Source organism: Pseudomonas sp. GM30, assembly GCF_000282275.2.
Taxonomy (GTDB): Bacteria; Pseudomonadota; Gammaproteobacteria; order Pseudomonadales; family Pseudomonadaceae; genus Aquipseudomonas.
Window position 1 is genome coordinate 61,161 of record NZ_AKJP02000015.1, and the last position, 21,426, is coordinate 82,586.

Consider the following 21,426-nt stretch of genomic DNA (forward strand, 5'->3'; position numbering starts at 1 on the left):
CTCGTCCTTAAACCGGCATCTGCATGATGTCTTGATAAGCCTGAACCAGCTTGTTGCGCACCTGGGTCAGAGCCTGGAACGACACGCTGGCTTTCTGCGAGGCGATCATCACGTCCGTCAGATCGACGCCGCTCTTGCCGATTTCAAATGCGTTGGCCAACTGAGTTGACGCCTGCTGGGTATCGCTGACTTTGTTGATGGCCTGACCGAGCATGTCGGAAAAGCTGCTGCCTGCCAGTTCAGGGACGGCGGCAGTCGATTTCGGCGTGGCCATGGCGTCCATTTTCATGGCCTTCATGTCCATCATCAACCGATTGAATTCAATACCTTGGCTCATGGTCTACTCTCTTGGGCGGCCCGCAATTTTTTGACACTCACTCGGCGGGTACACAGGTGTTAGCAACAAGGGTGCCAGCTCGGCGGACTTATTTTATAAAAGCCCGTCCAGGCACCGCGAAATCACTGTGGGAGCGAGCTTGCTCGCGAAGAGGGAGAATCAGTCGACATTTTCGCAACTGCCCCACCGCTTTCGCGAGCAAGCTCGCTCCCACAATTGACTGCGACAACTTTCAGGTAGCGAACAGATACCCTTCAACGTCCATCCCGGCATCACGCATCTGCGCCAGTTTGTAGCGCAGGGTACGCGGGCTGATACCGAGCTTTTCCGCGGCCTCCTTGCGCCGACCACGCTCGGTGCGCAGGGTGTCGATGATCATCTGGAACTCCCGACGGCGCAGGTCATCGCCCAGCGCCCCGGCGGATTCGGCCTCGACTTCGATCTCACGCACCAACGGTTGCAGCGGCGCGACGGCAGGCGCTGCGCTAAACGTCACTGCGCCCGTCAGGCAGAAATCCTGTGGCTGGATCAAGCCGCCCTGCTGCAGAATCAGCGCCCGTTGAATCGCGTTATCCAGCTCACGCACGTTGCCCGGCCACGGGTAGTGGGTCAGGCAAGCCTGGGCTTCTGGCGAAAGTTTCGCCGCCGCATGCTTCATTTTATTGACGTGTTTGTTCAGCAACCGCTCGGCTAGCGGCAAGATATCGGCAGTGCGCTCGCGAAGTGGACGCCAGGCCAGGGGAAAAACCGACAGACGGTAAAAAAGGTCTTCACGGAAACGCCCCGCTGCCACTTCGCCGGCCAGATCACGGTTGGTGGTCGCGACTACGCGAATATCCAGGGTGATCGGCTTGCGCGCACCGACGCGCTCGACTTCACGCTCCTGCAGCACTCGCAGCAACTTGGCTTGCAGGCCCAGGGGCATTTCGGAAATTTCGTCGAGCAGAATGGTGCCGCCATCGGCCTGCTCGAACTTGCCGGCCTGCGCCGCGATGGCGCCGGTGAACGAGCCCTTCTCGTGGCCGAACAGGGTGGCTTCGAGCATGTTGTCGGGGATCGCTGCGCAGTTGATCGCGATGAACGGCTGGCTCGCACGGTGGGATTGCTGGTGAATGTAACGCGCCAGCACCTCCTTGCCGGTGCCGGACTCGCCGGAAATCAGTACCGTGGAGTCGCTGCGTGCCACTCGCGCCGCCAGCTCCAGCAACTGCGCACTGGCCGGCTCGACCGCTACCGGACCTTCGCAATCTGTAATGCTGATGCTGCCCAAGGCATGCCGCGAAACGAGGTCCAGCAACGCTTTGGGCTCAAACGGCTTGACCAGGTAATCCGCCGCACCCTGGCGCATCGCATCCACCGCACGCTCGACCGCGCCGTGCGCAGTCATCAGCAGCACCGGCAATTGCGGCTGCCGCGCACGCAGCAAACCGAGCAGTTGATGGCCGTCCATGCCAGGCATGTTGACGTCGCTGACCACCAGACTGAACGCTTCGCGCTCGACTGCCTGCAATGCCTCTTCGGCACTGCCGACTGCATGGTAGTCGTGGCCCGCCAGCAACAGCGTATCGGCCAGCGCTTCGCGCAACGAGCGGTCATCCTCGACCAGCAAAACCTTGATGCCCATGACGTTTACTCAGCTCCCTGTACAGCGGAAAACAGCGGCAGGATCACCTGCGCGCACGTGCCGCGCCCGACCCGCGAGCGCAGCTGCAATTCTCCCTGATGTGCCCGCGCCACAGCCTTGACCACGGTCAGGCCCAGCCCGGTGCCGGTCACTTTGGTGGTGAAAAATGGCTCGCCGAGTCGCTCGAGCACCAACGGCTCGATGCCGCTGCCACTGTCGCTGACGCACAGGCGCAGGCTGTTGTCGCGGGTGTAGCAATGCACCTTCAGGCGCACATTGCCGTCGCTGGCCTGAATTGCGTTTTCGATCAGATTGAGAATCGCCCCGACCAGCGTGTCGCGGTTGCACAGCAATTCGCCGACATGACTGTCGCACTGCCAGCGGATTGGCAGATCCTGCACATGGGTCAGCGCCGCCGCTTGCAGCGACTGCATCAAGGCATTCGGGGTGATGCGGTCGGTCAGCGGCAACTCGCCACGGGCGAACACCAGCATGTCGCGCACCTGATGCTCCAGCTCATGCAGGCGCTCTTTGAGGCGGCCGGCAAAGCGCTGCTGGGTGGTGACGGGCAATTCCTGCTCAGTCAAATGACTGGCATAAAGCAACGCGGCGGACAACGGCGTGCGGATCTGATGAGCCAGCGAGGCGACCATGCGTCCCAGCGACGACAGGCGCTCATGGCGCGCCAATTGAGCTTGAAGGTGGCGGGTTTCTGTCAGGTCGTTGAGCAGCACCAACTGGCCCGGCTCGGCATCCAGCGAACGGGTGGCGATCGACAGGCGTCGACCGTTTTTCAGCGAGATTTCATGACCGTCGTCTTCACGCGGGGCGAAGCAACGGGCGATGACGTGGCGCCACAACTCGCCTTCCAGCGGCAGCCCCAACAAATCGATCGCCGCCGGGTTGGCTTCGCGCACCATGCCGTGGCCGTCGATCACGATGACGCCACCAGGCAACAGATCAAGGAGGTTTTGCAGGCGATTGGCCAAGCGTTCTTTTTCGGCCAGCTCCTGCATGCGCTGGGCACTGACTACCGCCAGCTCACCCTTGAGCTCGGTGACCCGGGCTTCAAGCATGCTGTAGGAATCGGTCAACTGGCTGGACATCTGATTGAACAGTGCGAACGCCTGCTCAAGCCCCAGGCGGCTCGTCTGCTCTACGGACGACGGTTGCCCCTCGGCATTGGAGGCAGATGACATCTGGGCGTGGGGCATTGTGTTCTCTCGCTTGGCTGACCGTCAGTTAAACGGAACGTTGCGAGGGCTGTAGCAATACCCGTGCCTAAAAAAAACTGCTTATAAATGAGGGTGTTGGAAAACAGGCGTCAATCATCCGCCTGTTCGTCACCTTCGCGCCGGCTCATGCCGTACTTGCGCATCTTCTCCACCAGCGTGGTGCGACGAATGCGCAGGCGTTCGGCGGCACGCGCCACGATGCCATTGGCATCGTCCAGCGCCTGCTGGATCAGGCCCTGTTCCAGACCACCGAGGTAGTCCTTGAGGTCCAGGCCTTCCGGCGGCAGCATCGCATTGGCGGTGAAGTCCGGCGTATGACCATTGATCGCCACGCGCTCTTCGAGATCGCTGCGCAGGCTGTCGACCATTTGCTCGTCTTCGTCGTCGACGTAGCGGAATTTCTTCGGCAACTCGACCACGCCGATCACCCCGTACGGATGCATGATCGCCATGCGCTCCACCAGGTTGGCCAGCTCGCGGACGTTGCCCGGCCAGCCGTGACGGCACAGCGACATGATCGCCGCCGAGTTGAAACGGATCGAGCCGCGCTTTTCGTGCTCCATGCGCGAGATCAGTTCGTTCATCAGCAGCGGGATGTCTTCGACGCGCTCACGCAGCGGCGCCATCTCGATCGGGAACACGTTCAGGCGATAGTAGAGGTCTTCGCGGAAGGTGCCGATCTCGATCATGCTTTCGAGATTCTTGTGGGTCGCGGCAATGATGCGTACGTCGACGCTCTGGGTCTTGTTGCTGCCCACGCGCTCGAAGGTGCGCTCCTGCAGCACGCGCAGCAATTTGACCTGCATCGGCAGCGGCATGTCGCCGATTTCATCGAGGAACAGCGTGCCGCCGTTGGCCAGTTCGAAACGTCCGGCACGGCTGGTGATCGCGCCGGTGAAGGCGCCCTTCTCGTGGCCAAACAGTTCACTTTCCAGCAGCTCTGCCGGGATCGCCCCGCAGTTGACTGGCACGAATGGCGCGTCGCGACGCTTGGAGTGGTAATGCAGATTGCGCGCAACCACTTCCTTGCCGGTGCCGGACTCGCCGAGGATCAGCACGCTGGCGTCGGTATCGGCCACTTGCTGCATCATCTGGCGGACGTGCTGAATCGCCCGGCTGGTGCCGACCAGGCTGCGGAACAGATTCGGTTCGCGATGACGGCCACGCTCGCGGGCCTGGTCGTACATCTCGCGATAGACCTGGGCACGGTGCAGGGAGTCGAGCAGTTTGCTGTAGCTGGGCGGCATTTCCAGGGTCGAAAGCACCCGGCGGCGCTGGTCTTCCGGCAGGTCGACGGAAGAATTATCGCCCATCAGCAAAACCGGAAGGAACTCATCCCACGTCGAGAGTGTCTTTAACAAGCCCAAAAGTGCACCCGGAGCATTTACCGTCCCGATCAGTACACAGATGACTTCACGACTCGATGACAAAGAGCCGACAGCCTGCTGCCAGTCATGGCTGCCGCAGGGTAAATTTTCTTCGCCGAGAAAATTTAAAATCACCGCCAGGTCGCGGCGGCGGACGCTATCGTCATCGATCAGCAGAATTTTGGTTTCACGCCACATGCAATAGCAACTTCCCTAGTCAACTCAATGCCCGAAAAATGGGGCAAGCGAGACGCTTGCAGGACACCTTGTGCCTGTAGACGCCTGAAATCTGAAAACAGCCACTAGTTAAGTCAAAAAACCGTGCACAGTCAAATTTATGGCGCACATGTCTGGATTAACTGGGGGTTAATTAACCAAACAGATGGTAAACCTTTGCCGCCTTTTGCGCTTGGGTGATCTGCGACATCTCGTTGGCTATCGCCTGCCGCTCACCCATGGCCGCCTCCAGAAGCTCCTTGTAAACGTGGAGCAACTCCTCAAGGTTACTGCGCAAGGCCTCCTCATCCAGCGAGGCCTCGGCCATGACGTCTTCCATGCAGGAACGGCAAGCCAGATCCAGCTCGCCAATGGCTTCCCAGTTGCGTTCGGCCAGCGCACTGACCAAGGCTTCACGGGTGTCGGCGATTCGCTGCAATACAAGACTCATGGTGCTCTCCTTAAAACTGGGGGCCTGGCGGAGCGATGCCGTCCCAGCCTTCCTTTACGGTGCGCAGCAGGCCGGCAACTTCGTCGAGGATTTTCGGATCGCTCTTGACGTTGGCCTCAGCGAGTCGCTTCATCATGTAGATGTAAAGCTGGTTGAGCTCACCTACCGAATCAGCACTGTTTTCCAGATCCAGGCCTTCACACAGCCCACCAATGATGCCAACGGCTTTACTGATGGCCGTGCACTTGGCGGGAATATCCTTGCGCTCGATAGCGCCCTTGGCCTGAGCAATGCGCTCCAGACCGCCTTCCATCAACATTTGTACCAGACGGTGCGGGCTCGCCTCGGATGTCTGGGCGTGCGCGCCGACTTTCTGGTATTGCCGAAGGGCTAACATTGGATTCATGTTCTACCTCATTTGCCACATTGACTCGTATAACCAGTGTATCGCCAACGAGCCACAGAACTTTAGATCAAAAGACAAAAACCCGGCGCACGCCGATAAAGCGTAGCCGGGTTTTTGTCGTTCTTGCCTGTTACTTCGCGGATTGCTGAGCGTTCAGCGTGCTGAAGAACGACGTGATGTTGCTCGCCGTGGCCTTCATCTGCCCGACCAGCAAGTCCATGGCGTTGTATTTGGCAGTCAACGTCTTGGTCAGGTTGGCAACACGTACATCCAGAGCCGTCTGCTGATCGGTAAGATTGCGCGTGTTTTTGTTCAGGATGGCCATGCGCTGATCAAGCAGACCGCTGCCGGTGATATCACCTGCCGCCGGCTTGAGGTACGGGTCCGTTGCCTTGGTCATGCGCGCCAGCAGACCGTTGGTGTCATCGGTGCCGGTGAACAATTGCTGGACCTGACCAGTCATGCCTGGCTGGGCCATGGTCTTGGTGAAAGCCGCGGTATCAAACGTCAGGTTACCGGTGTTGCGATCGGTCATTACGCCCAGCTGGGACAGTACGGCCAACGGACCGCCAGCGCCCTTGGCCGTCAACTCGGCACGCACGTCGGCAATCAGCGCGCGCGGCATCGCGTCGCCAGTGAAGGCCGCTTGCACGGTCAGCTTGCCATCGGCGTCCGGCGTCGCCTTGGACAACGTATCAATGGTGGTCTTCAGCGTGTTGTAAGCGTCGACAAACGACTGAATCGATGTCTGCAAGCCTTTGGTGTTGGCATCTACGCTGACAACAGTCGGAGAGTTCGCGTTAGCGCTGACCGTCGTCAGATTCAGGGTCAGGCCACTGATGGCGCCGGTAACAGTATTGCTTTTGCTACTTACCTGAAGGCCGTCAATGGTCAACAGGGCATTTTTTGCAACGCCGTTGACGGCGCCTGAATCACCTGCCGCCGGAGTGCCGCTCATTGCCTTGGTGCCATCAATTTCCAGACCGGCAATACCGCTGACGGTGAGGTCGGAACCTTCGCCGGTCTTGCTCGAACTGATCACCAGACGCGAAGCACCATTGGCGTCGGTCACGATGTTGGCGGAAATACCGTTGGCGCCCTGAGCCTTGTTGATCGCATCACGGGTGCTCTGCAAGGTGGCATCGGCCGGGATGTCGACATTGTAATCAGTGCCATTCTGACTGATTTTCAGGGTACCACTCGGAATGGCACTGGAGGCGCCGCCGGCGAAAGAGGCACTGGCGATTTTCGAACCGGTGGCCAGCTGACTCACGACTACGTTGTAGCTTCCCGCTACTGCGGTGCTGTCGGCAGTGGCGTTCAGAACCGACGTATTGGCCGAAGTGGCGGTGAAGCCGGCAAACGCAGGGTTGGTTTTGCTGCTCAGATTGGTCATTGCCGTCTGGAACGCCGTCAGCGCGCTCTTCAACGAACCGATGCCGGAAATCTTCAGCGTATTGGCTTTGGTCGCAGTATCGATTTGCGTCTGCTTCGGCGACTTGTCGGCGTTGACCAGCGCAGTAACGATCGCACCGATGTCCAGGCCGGAACCCAGGCCCGAACCTGGTAAAATTGGACTTGCCATGTGCATCTCCCTTCAGTTTGCTGCCGTTCTTTTGACCCTTCCCGGCGTCATTAAAGAAAGACAAACACTATTCATGCCAGCTCTCAGACTTTGGCGTCGAACAATACGTGGCTCGCGTTGGCGAGGCTGTCTGCCAGCTTGAGGGCTTCTGCGGAGGGGATCTGTCGAACGACCTCACCCGTCTCGCTTGCGATCACCTTGACGATGACCTTTCCGGAATGTTCGTCGATGGAGAACTCCAGATTGCGCTTGATCGACTGAACAAACTTTTCGATCTCCTGCACCGCCAGCTTCAACTTGGCATCGTCCGTATCCTGACTCTTGGCAGCGACCGGCGCTTGCACCTTGCTGACTTCAGGCGTCTCTGACGGTTTGTCAGCAACCGGCGTTACTGGCTTGGGAGCCGGATAAGACTGGTTAAGCTTCACGCTCATGTCCATGCTCATCACCTCCTAACGTAAAAAGGCGAGAGAGCACGACTAGCGCACTCCCCCGCCCGAACTCATTCCGAAATTACTGAAGCAGCTTCAGTACAGCGGAAGGCAGTTGGTTGGCTTGAGCCAGAACGGAGGTCGAAGCCTGCTGCAGAGTTTGCTGCTTGGTCAGGTTAGCAGTTTCTGCGGCGAAGTCGGTGTCTTGTACACGACCCTGTGCAGCAGTGGTGTTCTCAACGATGTTCTGCAGGTTGGAGATGGTGCTGGTCAGACGGTTTTGCGAAGCACCCAGGCTGGCACGGGTATCACCGATCGCAGCGATAGCAGCGTCGATTGCAGTGATGGCGGCGTCGATGTTCGAACCGGCGGTAGCAGCGTCAGTACCGGTCAGAGCCAGGGTAGCCTTGTCTACGGACAGGCTGACGGCGTCGAACTTGGAGCTCAGTACCAGGTCGATGTGGTTGGCAGTACCGGTGTTAGCGCCAACTTGCAGAGTCACAGTACCAGCCGAACCGTCCAGCAGGTTTTTGCCGTTCAGGTTGGTGGAAGCAGCGATACGGCTGATTTCGTCGGACATGTCGGCGAATTCAAGGTTGGTCGCTTTCTGGTCAGCAGTGCCGTTGGTGCCGGTACGTGCTTTAACAGCCAGTTCACGCATACGCTGCAGGATGTCGGTAGTAGCTTGCAGAGCGCCTTCAGCGGTCTGGGCAACGGAGATACCGTCGTTGGCGTTCTGGATAGCCTGGTTGCCACCACGGATTTGCGATTGCATACGAGTGGAGATCTGCAGGCCGGCAGCGTCGTCTTTAGCGCTGTTGATTTTCAGGCCGGAAGACAGGCGCTGCATCGAAGTCGACAGAGCGTCGGAAGCACGGTTCAGGTTCTTTTGAACGTTCAGCGACGTGGTGTTGGTGTTTACTGTTAAAGCCATGACGAATTCCTCGTTGGTTGGGTACTGCGGCTTCCGGCCCTGGCAACCGCCTGGAATGGCCTAGAGAACCTTCGTAATAGTTATCGTCGGGTTGGCAGGTTGCTTGAGGGTTTTTTGAAAAAAATTTGCCATCACCCTGCCACCCCCGAGAAAACAAGGGCTTAGCGCCCTCCCACCTGCGAAAAAATGACGCCATAAAACCGACCCCCACCTAAAGCCGCGGGCCAGTGCGGTCGCTCACGTTGCCGATCGTGCTTTTTGCAACACTTCGATCAACTCGTACTCCATCCAGTCAGCCAGCCCCAACCAGTCCTGACGTTCCTGACAATCGAGCATGTGCATGAGGACAAAGGACCAGTCCTGCTGAATCGGCGCAGGCGCAGCTATCAGCAACTGCTGCGCGCCCCCGAACACATCGACCATATCCAGTGCCGCCTCGACGTCACGCCCGAGCCGAAACAGCCCGGCGCACTGACGGCACTCGTCGACGCACTGCTCAATCGTCGTCATTGCACAAACTCCTGATTGAACTGCGTCCCGGCGATCAATGCGCCTGCCCGACTGCTGTTGAAAAACTGCACCTGCGGATGCGCGGCGATATAGCGCTCCAGCACACACAGATAGCCGCGAAAGTTCAGCTGGGTGCTGACCCGCTGGCCATGGCCGTCCTGCACCCAGTGCCGCGCCTGATCAACCCCCGGCCCCAGATCGCCGTCGTTCCAGCCGGCATGGGTCTTGTTCATCGGGAAGGCGAAGTCGGCGCCAAACAGGGTAATGCGCGACGCGCCCATCTTCACCGCCAGGTCCACCGCCGGATGAATCACGCTGCCACCGACATGCAGTTGCCCGCGTGGGTATTGCTCACGCAACGCGGCGTACACCGGACTGGCCGAGTAACCGCCGTAGCGCTTGCCCTTCCAGGCGGTCAGCACCAGAGGATCGCTCATGGGCAGATACACCAGCGGGATGCCAGCGGAGTCCTCGAACGGCAGATGCCGGAAGCTGATGCGCTGATCGATGGTGACCACCAGATCCGGGACGATGCCGTGTTCACGCAGCGGCCGGTAAGCGGTATCGACGCACACCAACAATGGACGTTCAGCCTGCGCGTGCACCGCCGCCAGACGCTGGAAATGCCCTTCCAGGGTCGGCCCGGTGCCGATCACATAGATCTCCCGGCCATTGGCGCTACCGAACAACTGAGCCACATCGTCATCGCCCAGCAACACCGGCAGGCAGTCCTGCAAGCGCTGTTGAATGAACGGCAAGTGTGGATCGAACTCACGATTGTTGAAGCTCAGGTGCACTTCGCTGACCAGCCGATCGCGGATCTTCGCGTTGAAGTCATCAGCCAGCAGCATCTCCGCCGGCAGGGCGAAAAACGGTGTGCAGATGTCTGACAGATCACCGGCATAGAACAGCTGCACACGCGGATCTTCCAGCCATTGGCGTTGATCAAGCAGTTGCAGCACCAGCGCGAACAACGCGCCATTGAGGATATGCACATACAACTGCTCAAGGCCAGCGCGCTCCAGCAGCACCGTTGGCAGATCACCGAGGCCAGTGCCATACACGTGCAGCTGCGATTTTTCCGCCAGGCTGGCCGCCTGGATGCGGGCTTCGTGGACCCGGTCGTGGCGGCTGGTCAGTTGAATGCCGTTAACGCTGAGCGTCGAGCCCATGCCCTGCACCAGTTCGGCTTGAACGACTGAGCTGTCTTCCGCCAGCAACCGCTCGAACAACGCCGGCCAGCGTTGCTGGATGACCTGGGCATTGGGTTGGAAAAACTCGCTCATGACGCCTCGCGTTTCGTTCGGGCAAAAAAATAGCGTTCAAGGGTAACCTTGAACGCTATTTTTGTATCCGCCGTTTTTGACCGGGCTCAGGGGCGATAGATGATCGCCGAGCCCCACGACAGACCAACGCCGAACCCGCTCAGGGCAATGCGCTGCCAGTCGGAATCGAGCACGTGTTTTTCCAGCAGCAATGGAATGCTCGACGACACGGTATTGCCGGTCTCGACCATGTCCTTGATGAACTTCTCCGGCTCGCCTTCGAAACGCCGCGCCACCGCATCGACAATCGCCGCACTGCCCTGGTGAATGCAGAAGGCGTCGATGTCGTCAGCGTTGAGGCCGGAGTCGTCGAGCAATTCGTGCAAGTGCGCCGGGACTTTGAGCAGCGCGAAGTTGAACACCTGACGCCCGTTCATGAAGAACACGCCATCGGTGACTTTCAGGTGCGGTGCGCCGGAACCGTCGGTGCCGAACTTGGCCTTGCCCAGCGCCCATGAAGGATCTTCGCCCATCCAGGTCGCGGTGGCGGCATCGCCGAAGAGCATGGTGGTGTTGCGGTCTTCCGGGTCGACGATTTTCGAATACGGGTCAGCGGTGATCAGCAGGCCGTTCTTCAGGCCGGCGGCTTCCATGAAGCCCTTGATCGCATAGATGCCGTAGACGTAACCGGAGCAGCCCAGGGAAATGTCGAACGCCGCGACATTAGTTGGCAGACCGAGTTTGTCCTGGACGATGGCAGCGGTGTGCGGCAGGCCTTCTTCGTCACCGTTCTGGGTGACGACGATCAGTGCGTCGATCGATTCACGCTTCAGCTCAGGGTTGCTGGCAAACAGCGCATTGGCCGCTTCCACGCACAGATCGGAGGTTTCCTGTTCAGCGTCTTTGCGCGGCAGGAAGGCCGAACCGATTTTGCCGAGGATGAATTCTTCATCCTTCTCGAATTTTGCACCTTGTGCGTAATTGTCCACGCCGGCTACAGGAACGTAGCTCGCAATGCTTTTTATGCCAATCATTACGGCTTCCCAATAAAAAACAGCCCAAAACCACCGCTCGCAAGGATTCGAGGGGCGCCGACAAACAGAAAACGGCCGCCACAAAGGGCAGCCACGGGGAGCGCAAAGGGCTATCACTGGAACCGATTACACGGCCAGGCGCCATCTCCCCGGTCAATACAATACAGTGAAGATGCGCGTTATGACTCGCAGGTCACGCTATTTTGCCGAATCGGTTGCAGATCGGGTTATTCGACCAACGACCAGTCCAGTGGCGTGCCACGTTTGATCGCCTGACGAGCGCGGCGTCCGAGGACGGCATCGGTGTGCTTGGGCGGCAGACCGAGTCCCGGGCGAATGGCGCGCAGGTTGTCCCCGGAAAAGGGCTCACCGGCCGCCATGTCGGCAGTGACGTACAGCGAACGGCGATAGACCAGCGACTTGCGCTCGGCCTCGGTGACGCCGTAATGCACCTGGCCCATGGCCTGCCAGGCGCGTTCGGTTTCCACCACCAGACTGGCCAGCTCCGCAGGTTCCAGCGAGAAACTGGCGTCGACCCCGCCCGCCGAACGGTCGAGGGTGAAGTGCTTTTCCACCACCGTCGCCCCGAGTGCCACAGCGGCCACGGACACGCCAACCCCCATGGAGTGATCGGACAGCCCTACCTCGCAACCGAACAGTTCACGCAGGTGCGGGATCGTACGCACATTGCTGTTGAGCGGGGTTGCCGGGTAAGTGCTGGTGCATTTGAGCAAGACCAGATCCTTGCACCCCGCCTCACGGGCGGCGCGCACGGTTTCGTCGAGCTCGGCGATGCTGGCCATGCCGGTGGAGATGATCAGCGGTTTGCCGGTCGCGGCCACACGGCGGATCAATGGCAGGTCGGTGTTTTCGAAACTGGCGATCTTGTACGCCGGCACATCAAGGCTCTCGAGAAAGTCCACCGCCGTGTCATCGAACGGTGTCGAGAACGCGAGCATGCCCAGTTCTTTGGCCCGGGCGAAAATCGGCGCGTGCCACTCCCATGGGGTATGAGCTTTCTCATACAGGTCGTAGAGCGAAGTACCGGCCCACAGGCTGTTCGGGTCCTTGATGAAGAACTCGCCCTCGGCCAGATCCAGGGTCATGGTCTGCGCGGTGTAGGTCTGCAGCTTCAAGGCATGCGCGCCAGCCTGGGCGGCGGCCTCGACAATCTGCAGGGCAACCTCCAGCGACTGGTTATGGTTGCCGCTCATTTCGGCAATGATGAACGGCGGCGCATCGGCACCGATCAGGCGCTCGCCAATCTTGAAACTACTCATCGCGGTGATCCTTCAAAACCTGGGTGAACGCGCAGGCACTCTGGGTGAATCCTGCGTCACGAAACACATTCAAAGAGGGGCGATTGCCCGGCAGCACCTGCGCGGTGATGGCAGTCATCTGCGGCCAGTGCGCGCGGACGAACGCCTCGCCTCGCGCCAGCAGCGCCCTGCCCCAACCCAGACCGAAACGCCCGTGCAGCAGATACAGCGACACTTCAGCCTCGAATCCACGCAAGTCATAACGCAAGACGCCGACCGCGCCGTCATCGGCCTCGGCAATCAACAGCAGGCGCTGCGGATTGTGCAGGCTTGCCTTCAGCCAGTTCAGGTGCTGCGGCCACTCGATTGCAGCGGTGTCCAGTGACCAGCGACGTACCGCCTCGGCATTGCGCCCGTCGAACAGCAATTGCGCATCATCGAGGGTCGCCAGGCGCAGCTTGAGCACCGCACCGGCCAGCGCCGCCGCCACGCGCAACGCACCGCGCCCATCGACCAGTTGCCGTGAACGCTCGGCCAGACTCTGGCGCAGATAGACATTGTCGACGACAAAACCGATGGCGTCGCGCAGTTGTTCGACGCTGACCTGCTCGCGGGCACCCATGAACACATGCGCCCCCGCCGCCGCCATGACTTCGCCATTGGCCTGCTGATTGTTCGAGACCGCGATGCAGATCGTCGGCAGGCCCAGCGCCGCGCGCTCCCAACTGGTGCCGCCACCGGCGCCGATAAACAGATCGGCCGCGGTCATGCGTTGCTGGAAATCGCTGACGAAACTGTGCAGGCGCCAGTGCGGCCGGGTTGCGGCCAGCGCCTGCATTTGGGTCCATGCCGGGTTGTCTGCGCCGGCGACGAAATCCACTTCCAGCTCTGCGAAATCCTGCAGCGCCAACATCGCGTGATGGGTCTGCATCGCAGCATCGAAACCACCGAAATTCACCAGCACCCGGCGCGCCTTGGGTTTGATCCCGATGGCCGGGCAGACGAATTCTTCGCGCAGCATGGCGTAGCGCGGGCCGAGCAAGGTGCGGCAGCCTTCGGGCAGCAGCGGCTTATAGTTTGCGCTGAGACCGGACAGATTCTGATTGAGCAGCAGATCAACGCTGTAACGGCGGGTGGCAAGATCGTCCACCGCCGCGATCCGAGGCGCCCAGCGGCGCGCTGCGGTCTGCCAGTGATGATCGAGGCCGTAGTGGTCGGCGATGATCCAGTCGAATGCGGCGTGACCTGCCAGCAAGGCGTCCAGCGCCTCGATGTCCGCCTGCCACGGCAGCATCGATTCAATGGCTTGCTGCGGGTCTTCGTCGGGGTAGACGTCAGGCAAGGTGAAGGTCTCGAAACCTTCGGCAGCCAACGCATCGAGCCGATGCCCCGGCAACCGCCGGCAGGCAAACGCGACATGACTGCCCTGTTTGCGCAGCACTCGCGCCAGCGTCAGGCAGCGGGCAATGTGGCCACTGCCGATGGTCGGCGAAGCGTCAGCGCGGATCAGCACTCTCATTGCAGTTCTCCGCCGGCCTTGAGCGCGGCGTACAGGTATTCGGCGCGTTTCCAGTCTTGCAACGTGTCGATGTCCTGCACCAGATGCCGCGGCAGTATCACCGGCAGACTCGCGGACGAATACAACACTTCACCGCGCAGCCACGCTTCGCTACGACCCCAGTAGAACTGGCCAGCGTCCTGAAAAGCGTCGGGCAGATCCTGCGAGCGGGTATGGCGAAACTCTGGGTACAACGCGGTCAATGCGCCCTGCCCGTCCAGCGTCAGCGCCCGCTGCACCGGGAAACCAAAGCTGCACACGGAGAACGCAAAGGCTTTGTCCGGGTGCTGCTGCAGCAGCTCAAATCCTTGCCGCAGGAAGCGCGCCTGCAACAACGGCGCCGTGGCGTACACGCAGCAGGCGTAATCGAAGGCTGGCAGTTGCTGCAAGGCATGCACGATCACCGCAGCGGTGCCGGTGAAATCATCCGCCAGTTCAGCCGGGCGCAGGAACGGCACTTGCGCACCGTGGACCAGCGCCAGCTCGGCAATTTCGGCGTCATCGGTACTGACCACGACCTGTTCGAACAGGCCACTGTCGAGCGCCGTACGGATCGAGCGAACGATCATCGGCACGCCGTCGAACGGCAACAGGTTCTTGCGCGGGATGCGCTTGCTGCCGCCACGGGCCGGGATGATTGCGACGCTGTTCAAGGACGTTTTTCCAGCAGGAACCAGGTGATGTCGTCCACCGGAAACTGCGGATCACGGTGATAACCAAAGCCGTAATCGAGCAAGTGCAGATCGGCATACCGGTCGAGCATTTCCCCGGCGAAATCGCGCTTGAACAGCTTGCCGCTGTTGCCGCGATAGGACACTTCCACCGGTGCCGGATTGTAGTACTCGGCGATCAGGATGTAGCGCTGGCTCAACGCATACAACTGCGCATAGGCGGTCGCCAGCAGCTCCGGCGCCAGATGGATCAGCACACCTTTGCTCAGAGTCAGGTCGTAACTGCGCTCGCGCGGAAAGTCGAACAGCGAGCCGTGCCAGATCTGCGCGATGCCCAGTGCCCGCGCCTGAGCACAGGCGTTTTCATTGATCTCGACGCCGAACAATTCACTTTGCGGCAGCAGTTGACGCAGCGCCTGCAGGTTGTTGCCGGCATTGGTGCCCAGCTCAACCACACTGTCGATACGCCCGGCGCGGCTCAGGGCCTTGGCGAACAACGCCAGGTTGGCCGCGACCAGCGGCTGACCGACGTTGCGATCGACGTACTGGTTGCCGAAATCGCCCTGCCAGAATTTTTCCTGCTCACTCAGATCACGCATTGCACAGTCTCATTCGCCGCCGCAGCGGGATTCATTCGGTCAGCCGGCGCAATTGCTCGACCACATGATCCTGCTGCTCATCACTGAGCAGCGGATACAGCGGCAGGCTGATCGCCTCGGCGTAATAACGTTCGGCTTCGGGGAAATCGCCTTCGGCAAAACCCAGGTCGCGATAGTACGGCTGCAAATGCACCGGAATATAGTGCAGGTTCACGCCGATGCCGGCGGCACGCAAGCCTTCGAACACCTGACGGTGGCTCAGGCCGATGCGCTCGGTCTGCAGGCGCACCACATACAGATGCCACGCCGATTCTGCCTCCGGCTGCGCGCTGGGCAAGGTCAGCGGCAGATACGCCAGCAATCGGTCGTAGCGCGCCGCCAGTTCGCGGCGACGGGCGATGAAGCCGTCCAGTTTGGCCAGTTGCGACAGACCGAGCGCCGCCTGCAAATCGGTGATCCGGTAATTGAAGCCCAGCTCGATCTGCTGGTAATACCACGGGCCATGGCTGGGTTCGCTCATCTGCTGCGGATCGCGGGTCATGCCGTGGCTGCGCAGGCGTTGCAGGCGCTCCGCCAGTTGCGGGCGATTGGTCAGGACCATGCCGCCTTCGGCGCTGGTAATGATCTTCACCGGGTGAAAACTGAACACGGTCATCGCCGCAAAGTCCCCGCAACCCACCGGGCGCCCGGCGTAGCTGGCGCCCACTGCGTGCGAGGCATCTTCGATCACGGTGAAGTTGTAGCGCTCGGCGAGTTCGGCAATCTTGCGCAGGTCGCAGCTCTGCCCGGAGAACGCCACCGCCACCAGTACTTTCGGCAACGTGCCGTCCTGCTCGGCCTGATCGAGTTTCGCCGCGAGGGCGAAGGCATCGAGGTTCCAGGTCAGCGGATCGATGTCGACGAAATCCACCTCGGCGCCGCAATAGCGCCCGCAGTTGGCCGAGGCCAGAAAGGTGTTCGGCGTGGTCCACAAGCGATCGCCCGGGCCAAGGCCGGCCGCGAGGCAGGCAATGTGCAGCGCCGCGGTGGCGTTGCACACCGCCACCGCGAAGTCGGCATGGCAACGCTCGGCCATCGCCTGCTCGAAGCGCTCGATGGTCGGGCCCTGGGTCAGCCAGTCCGATTGCAGCACCTCGACCACTGCATCGATGTCCGCCTGATCAACGCTCTGCCGACCGTAGGGAATCATGCCGACAACTTCGCGTGCAGCTCGGCGATCTGCCCGATCGAGAGGTAGTGCGGATTGGTGTCGGAACGGTATTCGAAGTCTTCACTTACGGGCCGGCCACGTTCGCCAAGCTTGTCCTCAGAGAAATCGACATCGACGCTGGTGAAGCGGATCGACGGCTGAATGGTGTAGTGGTCTGCGAATTCCAGGGTCATCCGCGCATCGTCCAGCGGCACCATCAGTTCATGCAGTTTTTCCCCCGGACGAATTCCGACGTTCTTGTGCGGCAGATGTTCGGCCATGCCCCGCGCCAGATCGACGATGCGAATCGACGGGATCTTCGGCACGAACACTTCGCCGCCGTGCATCCGCGCAAAGCTGTCGAGGACAAACTGCACGCCGTGATCGAGGGTGATCCAGAAGCGGGTCATGCGCTCGTCGGTGATCGGCAATTCCTGCGCACCGTCGGCAATCAGCTTGCTGAAGAACGGCACCACCGAACCCCGCGAGCCCGCCACGTTGCCGTAGCGCACCACGGCAAAACGCGTTTGTTGTTCGCCGGCAATGTTGTTGGCGGCGACGAACAACTTGTCCGACAGCAGCTTGGTCGCGCCGTACAGGTTGATCGGACTGGCGGCCTTGTCGGTGGACAGCGCCACGACCTTTTTCACGCCGTTGTCGATGGCAGCGGCAATGATGTTCTCCGCGCCATTGACGTTGGTGCGGATGCACTCGGTCGGGTTGTACTCCGCCGCCGGCACCTGCTTGAGCGCCGCCGCGTGCACCACGTAGTCGATGCCGCGCATGGCCTGCCGCAGACGGTCGGCGTCGCGCACGTCACCGAGGAAGTAACGCATGCACGGCGCGTTGAAGGTCTGCTGCATTTCGTACTGCTTGAGTTCATCGCGGGAGAACACCACCACGCGCTTGGGCTGGTATTGCTCAAGCAGACGGGCGATGAACTTGCGCCCGAACGAGCCGGTGCCGCCGGAGATGAAGATCGATTTACCGTTGAACATGTGCTGATTCCTGTTCCTTGTCCGACGGACTCAAGCGAGTAACTGCGACCAGTCGATCGAGGTATTTTCAGCCAGCGTAAAACCTTTGCCGGTGAGGGCCAGGTTCGCGTTGTAAGCCGGATCCTGCGCGAAGGCGCCGCTCCATTTCTCCCGCAAAGCCTGCAGCGCCTCGGGTGCTTGCGGCAGCTCGCCGGTATGCAATACCTGCACCGACGGCGTCCATACGATGAGGTAGCCCGCCTGCCCGGCCTTGAGGCACAGGTCGACATCGCTGAAACCGCTGGCGAAATCGACTTCGTCCAGACCGCCCAGTGCGTCGAACAACTCTTTGCGCACCATCAGACACACCTTCGACACCGCCGAGTAGTTCTGCTCGACCGCCAGACGCTGCATGTAACCTGCAGCCGCATGTTTTTCGCCGATGAAGGCCGAGCCGACGCCGCCGTTCATCCCGAGAATCAAACCGGCCTGAGAAACCTTGCCGTCGCGGTCGACCAGTTTGGCACCGACGATACCGACCTCGGGACGCTGGGCATGGTTGAGCAACGAATCGATCCAGTTCGGATTGACGATTTCGCTGTCAGTGGCCAGCAGTACCAGGTATTCACCCTGCGCCTGTTCGCTGGCGGCGTTGTACAACGCCGTCTCGCCGAGCGGCTGATCGGCACGCAGCACATTGACTTTAGGGTTACGCAGCGCGCCCAGCCAGTCATTGACCTCGGCCGACTGATACGGATTGGCCGCAATCAGCACTTCATAACGGCTGTAACGGGTTCTGAGCAACACGCCTTCCACGCACCGACGCAGCGCCGGCAGATCGTCGATGGCCGGTACAATGATCGACACCAGCGGCTGTTCGGTATGGCGATAATCGACTTGCCAGGTCCCCGGCAGCGACGACGTGACCTTGGCCTTGTAGCCGCGATGGGTCAAATGACGCAGCAGCGCCTGACGCTCGTGGGCCACCTCTTCCTGCGCCGGAACCTGGGTAATCAGCAGTGGCTCGTCAAGATGCGCCAGCCCCTCGAGACCGTCCTGCTCGATCAGACGCAACAACAGGTCGAACTCCAGTGCCTTGCTGAAATCAGCCTGGTAACCGCCCGCCTCAAGGAACACGTCACGACGAATCAGCCAATGGCGGGCCATCAACGACGGATTGCTCTGCAGCAAGTCGAGATTGAAGCCGGGGCGGAACACGTCGATCAGCGCGCCCTCTTCATTGCGCTGGATTTCATCGGTGGCGACCGCGCGAAGGCCAGTGGCCGACATCAATTCCAGGCCGGCGCGCAACAGACCACCCGCCGTGAACTCATCGCCCACGTGTGCCAACAGCAGCCAGTCGCATGGCGACTGGGCCGCACTCAGGTTGAGCTTGTCGACGAAATTGCCCGGGGTGACGCGGACAAAGTGCAAGGTGTTCTGCGCCGTGGTCGCAGCCTGCGGTTCGCCCGTGGTGAAGACCACGATCTTGAAGGCTTTACTGTGGCCTTCAACCAGGCTGTCGAGGGTCACTTGCAACTTGTCGACGTCGTTGTCCAGATCCAGCAGGAAAATGCCGAACTGTTGCCCGCCGTTGTTCGCCGCCAGGTGCGCGGCAATCAACGCCCGCTGCTCGGCGTCCGGCGTACGGCACGCCAGCCATTCGAGCAGACGACCCGAACGCATCTTGCTGAAGACCGGGTAGTGATCGGCCTTCGACACCGTCTCGAGACGCGCGTCCCAGGCAGCCATTTCCTGAGCTTGTGTGTCATCGCCGGACGCCTGCAGTTGCTCGACCAGACGCTTGACCACACGACGGTTGAACGCATTGCTGTCATGGGCCTGCCACAACCGATCGAGCACGCTTTCCGGCGTGTCGTTATTGCGGGCCTGCTGCAGGTATTCCTGCCGGGTCCAGACACCCTCGAGCTGTTCCAGTTGCACACGGCCGGCCGGCATCGCGTGCAACAGGAATTCAAACTCGGCCAGCAAATCAAAAAAGCGCTGGTTGTAGAACGGCATCTCGACGTACTGCAGTGGCCCGAAGCGGCGCTCCGGGGTTTTGGATACGTTGTTCCAGATGGACTGGAAAATCAGCTCGGCCGTCAGTGCGCGACCGGTCACCAGGCTATCGGTCATCGCCGCGAAGCTTTCCAGGGCGAACGCCTTGCGCTGCGCCTGGTCGAGGTCGGTGATGCCCGTCGGCAGCGAGGCGAGGAACTCGGCGAAGGCTTCACGCTCGGCCACCGACTTGGCATCGGTGTACGACAGCGCGTGATACACCTCGGTGTTGTGGTCGGAGAAACCGACGTTGATTTCACGCACGACATACGGGATTGGCAGCACCCGCGCCTTGGCGTTCGCCAGCAAGTAGTAGCTGTGACCAATCTCCTGCCATTCGAAACTGGTGCCCGCCGGCAATGCCGCATACCAGTCTTGGATGATCGAGGTTCGGCACACGCCATAGAACGGCGGTACGTACTGATGCATGAAGTCGAGGACGCGATCCTCGGCACGTTCCGAGGCGTAGTCTTCGCAGATTTTCTTGTCGCGGCGGTAGTAACTGACACTCCCGGCCAGCGCCAGGTACATCAGGCAATAACCGTGGCACAAACCGTAGTCGCGGTTGGCTTCAAGGAAGCTCACCGACTCGGCCAGTGACTCATGCAGGATGAAATCGTCGTCGGCAGCGAACACCATATACGGCGTGGTCAGCTGCTCGACGCCGTAAGTCAGTTTGGCCTGCATGCCCCAATAGGCGAATTGCGGCAGGTGCTGATAATCGACCGAGGAAAAGTCACCTTCCGGGCGCTCGGGAGAAGAGTCCAGCACCAGCACCTTGCAAGGCAGGCTGCTGTAGTACTGCAGCGCTCGACGCAAAAAAGCCGGGCGGTTGTGGGTGATCAGAACCACCGTCAGCAACTCGCTCAATGGCAGCCTGTTTTCAGAACCGTACTTGCCTTGCATAACTTCTCCCACAATCGGCGAAACCGCCCGAAAAACGCTTTGATGATGGAACCGATTAACGAACCCGACGCAGATAGCCATCCGCAGCAACGGTGATCAGCAGCTTGTCCTGCATGTGCTGGTCGATCTCGAAATCAGCGTTCTCCTTGAGGTAGGCCCAGACCGCTGTTTTCGGGTTGTCACCCGGGCCCCATGGACGATCCGGGAAGGCATCGGCCGGCATGTCTTCAACCACGGTGTCCATGACCACGCAGTAGCTGTCCAGCGAAACCAGTGGCGCATACAAACGCAGCTCTTCGAGGACGTGTTCGTGGGTATGGTTGGAGTCGAGCACCACGATCACCTTCTTGCCGGCGGCGGCCTGACGCACTTGCTCCACCACGGCCGGATCCAGGCTGGAACCTTCGATCATGCTGATGCGCTTGATCATCGGGTGGCTTTCGATGGCTTCGCGGTTGTGCGCACGAATGTCGCGATCGATACCCAGCACTTCGCCGTGGCCCTGCAGCTCCAGCAATGAGGCGTAGTAAATGATCGAACCGCCATGGGCAATGCCACACTCGATCACCAGGTCAGGCTTGACGCGCCAGATCAGTTCCTGCATCGCCATCATGTCTTGTGGCAATTGAATGATCGGACGGCCCATCCACGAGAAGTGATAGGTGTACTTGTGTCTGGCCGACTGGTTGTAGAACTCCTGGGCCAGCGCCTTCAGGTCCTTGTCCTGGCCCTGGGCATTGACTTCGGCATGGCACTCCGCCTCGAAAGCTTTGATTACGTTATCGCTCATTGTCCGGTCTCACTGAAAAGT

General features: G+C 60.4%; 20 protein-coding genes. All 20 read right to left on the reverse strand.

Features of this window, described 5'->3' with window-relative positions:
• Positions 1 to 7 precede the first annotated feature (7 nt).
• Positions 8 to 337 carry a flagellar hook-basal body complex protein FliE gene (fliE, locus tag PMI25_RS11895; protein WP_003222869.1) on the reverse strand — a complete coding sequence of 110 codons (330 nt, stop codon included), beginning with the start codon at positions 335 to 337 and terminating at the stop codon, positions 8 to 10.
• A 232-nt stretch (positions 338 to 569) separates the two neighbouring features.
• Positions 570 to 1,961 carry a sigma-54-dependent transcriptional regulator gene (locus PMI25_RS11900; protein WP_007966237.1) on the reverse strand — a complete coding sequence of 464 codons (1,392 nt, stop codon included), beginning with the start codon at positions 1,959 to 1,961 and terminating at the stop codon, positions 570 to 572.
• 5 nt (positions 1,962 to 1,966) lie between these two features.
• Complete coding sequence (locus tag PMI25_RS11905; protein WP_177325719.1) at positions 1,967 to 3,160, reverse strand: sensor histidine kinase; 1,194 nt, start codon at positions 3,158 to 3,160, stop codon at positions 1,967 to 1,969.
• 125 nt (positions 3,161 to 3,285) lie between these two features.
• A complete protein-coding gene (locus PMI25_RS11910) occupies positions 3,286 to 4,761 on the reverse strand; it encodes a sigma-54 dependent transcriptional regulator (protein ID WP_003222863.1) in 1,476 nt (491 codons plus the stop codon).
• Positions 4,762 to 4,933: 172 nt separating this feature from the next.
• On the reverse strand, positions 4,934 to 5,230 hold the full coding sequence (gene fliT / locus PMI25_RS11915) for a flagellar protein FliT (RefSeq protein WP_007966233.1): 297 nt from the start codon (positions 5,228 to 5,230) through the stop codon (positions 4,934 to 4,936).
• A gap of 10 nt (positions 5,231 to 5,240) precedes the next feature.
• Positions 5,241 to 5,636: a flagellar export chaperone FliS gene (gene fliS / locus PMI25_RS11920; protein WP_007966231.1), complete on the reverse strand. Its 396-nt coding sequence runs from the start codon at positions 5,634 to 5,636 to the stop codon at positions 5,241 to 5,243.
• Positions 5,637 to 5,766: 130 nt separating this feature from the next.
• Positions 5,767 to 7,221, reverse strand: coding sequence for a flagellar filament capping protein FliD (fliD, locus tag PMI25_RS11925; protein ID WP_007966229.1), 1,455 nt, complete (start codon positions 7,219 to 7,221; stop codon positions 5,767 to 5,769).
• Positions 7,222 to 7,304: 83 nt separating this feature from the next.
• Positions 7,305 to 7,661, reverse strand: a complete 357-nt coding sequence (locus PMI25_RS11930) for a flagellar protein FlaG (protein WP_007966227.1) — start codon at positions 7,659 to 7,661, stop codon at positions 7,305 to 7,307.
• 73 nt (positions 7,662 to 7,734) lie between these two features.
• The gene (locus PMI25_RS11935) at positions 7,735 to 8,586 is read right to left on the reverse strand and encodes a flagellin domain-containing protein (protein WP_007966225.1); all 852 of its coding nucleotides are present in this window, start codon (positions 8,584 to 8,586) and stop codon (positions 7,735 to 7,737) included.
• Between the two features lie 237 nt (positions 8,587 to 8,823).
• The gene (locus tag PMI25_RS11940; RefSeq protein ID WP_007966223.1) at positions 8,824 to 9,096 is read right to left on the reverse strand and encodes a hypothetical protein; all 273 of its coding nucleotides are present in this window, start codon (positions 9,094 to 9,096) and stop codon (positions 8,824 to 8,826) included.
• Positions 9,093 to 10,382, reverse strand: a complete 1,290-nt coding sequence (locus tag PMI25_RS11945) for a motility associated factor glycosyltransferase family protein (RefSeq protein WP_007966221.1) — start codon at positions 10,380 to 10,382, stop codon at positions 9,093 to 9,095. Before PMI25_RS11945 ends, PMI25_RS11940 begins: the two co-directional genes overlap by 4 nt.
• Before the next feature lie 86 nt (positions 10,383 to 10,468).
• Positions 10,469 to 11,395: a ketoacyl-ACP synthase III gene (locus PMI25_RS11950; RefSeq protein WP_007966217.1), complete on the reverse strand. Its 927-nt coding sequence runs from the start codon at positions 11,393 to 11,395 to the stop codon at positions 10,469 to 10,471.
• A gap of 227 nt (positions 11,396 to 11,622) precedes the next feature.
• Positions 11,623 to 12,675, reverse strand: coding sequence for a pseudaminic acid synthase (pseI, locus tag PMI25_RS11955; protein ID WP_007966214.1), 1,053 nt, complete (start codon positions 12,673 to 12,675; stop codon positions 11,623 to 11,625).
• Complete coding sequence (gene pseG / locus PMI25_RS11960; RefSeq protein WP_007966213.1) at positions 12,668 to 14,173, reverse strand: UDP-2,4-diacetamido-2,4,6-trideoxy-beta-L-altropyranose hydrolase; 1,506 nt, start codon at positions 14,171 to 14,173, stop codon at positions 12,668 to 12,670. Before pseG ends, pseI begins: the two co-directional genes overlap by 8 nt.
• Positions 14,170 to 14,865 (reverse strand): pseudaminic acid cytidylyltransferase, encoded by a 696-nt coding sequence (pseF, locus tag PMI25_RS11965; protein WP_007966212.1) that lies wholly within the window; start codon positions 14,863 to 14,865, stop codon positions 14,170 to 14,172. The genes pseG and pseF overlap by 4 nt, the downstream gene beginning before the upstream one ends.
• Positions 14,862 to 15,482 (reverse strand): pseudaminic acid biosynthesis-associated methylase, encoded by a 621-nt coding sequence (locus PMI25_RS11970; protein WP_007966211.1) that lies wholly within the window; start codon positions 15,480 to 15,482, stop codon positions 14,862 to 14,864. Before PMI25_RS11970 ends, pseF begins: the two co-directional genes overlap by 4 nt.
• Before the next feature lie 31 nt (positions 15,483 to 15,513).
• Positions 15,514 to 16,671, reverse strand: coding sequence for a UDP-4-amino-4,6-dideoxy-N-acetyl-beta-L-altrosamine transaminase (gene pseC / locus PMI25_RS11975; RefSeq protein WP_007966210.1), 1,158 nt, complete (start codon positions 16,669 to 16,671; stop codon positions 15,514 to 15,516).
• Positions 16,668 to 17,669: a UDP-N-acetylglucosamine 4,6-dehydratase (inverting) gene (pseB, locus tag PMI25_RS11980; RefSeq protein ID WP_007966209.1), complete on the reverse strand. Its 1,002-nt coding sequence runs from the start codon at positions 17,667 to 17,669 to the stop codon at positions 16,668 to 16,670. Before pseB ends, pseC begins: the two co-directional genes overlap by 4 nt.
• 30 nt (positions 17,670 to 17,699) lie before the next feature.
• Positions 17,700 to 20,615 carry a glycosyltransferase family 2 protein gene (locus PMI25_RS11985; RefSeq protein ID WP_007966203.1) on the reverse strand — a complete coding sequence of 972 codons (2,916 nt, stop codon included), beginning with the start codon at positions 20,613 to 20,615 and terminating at the stop codon, positions 17,700 to 17,702.
• 55 nt (positions 20,616 to 20,670) lie between these two features.
• Positions 20,671 to 21,405 carry a cephalosporin hydroxylase family protein gene (locus PMI25_RS11990; protein ID WP_007966201.1) on the reverse strand — a complete coding sequence of 245 codons (735 nt, stop codon included), beginning with the start codon at positions 21,403 to 21,405 and terminating at the stop codon, positions 20,671 to 20,673.
• Positions 21,406 to 21,426 lie beyond the last annotated feature (21 nt).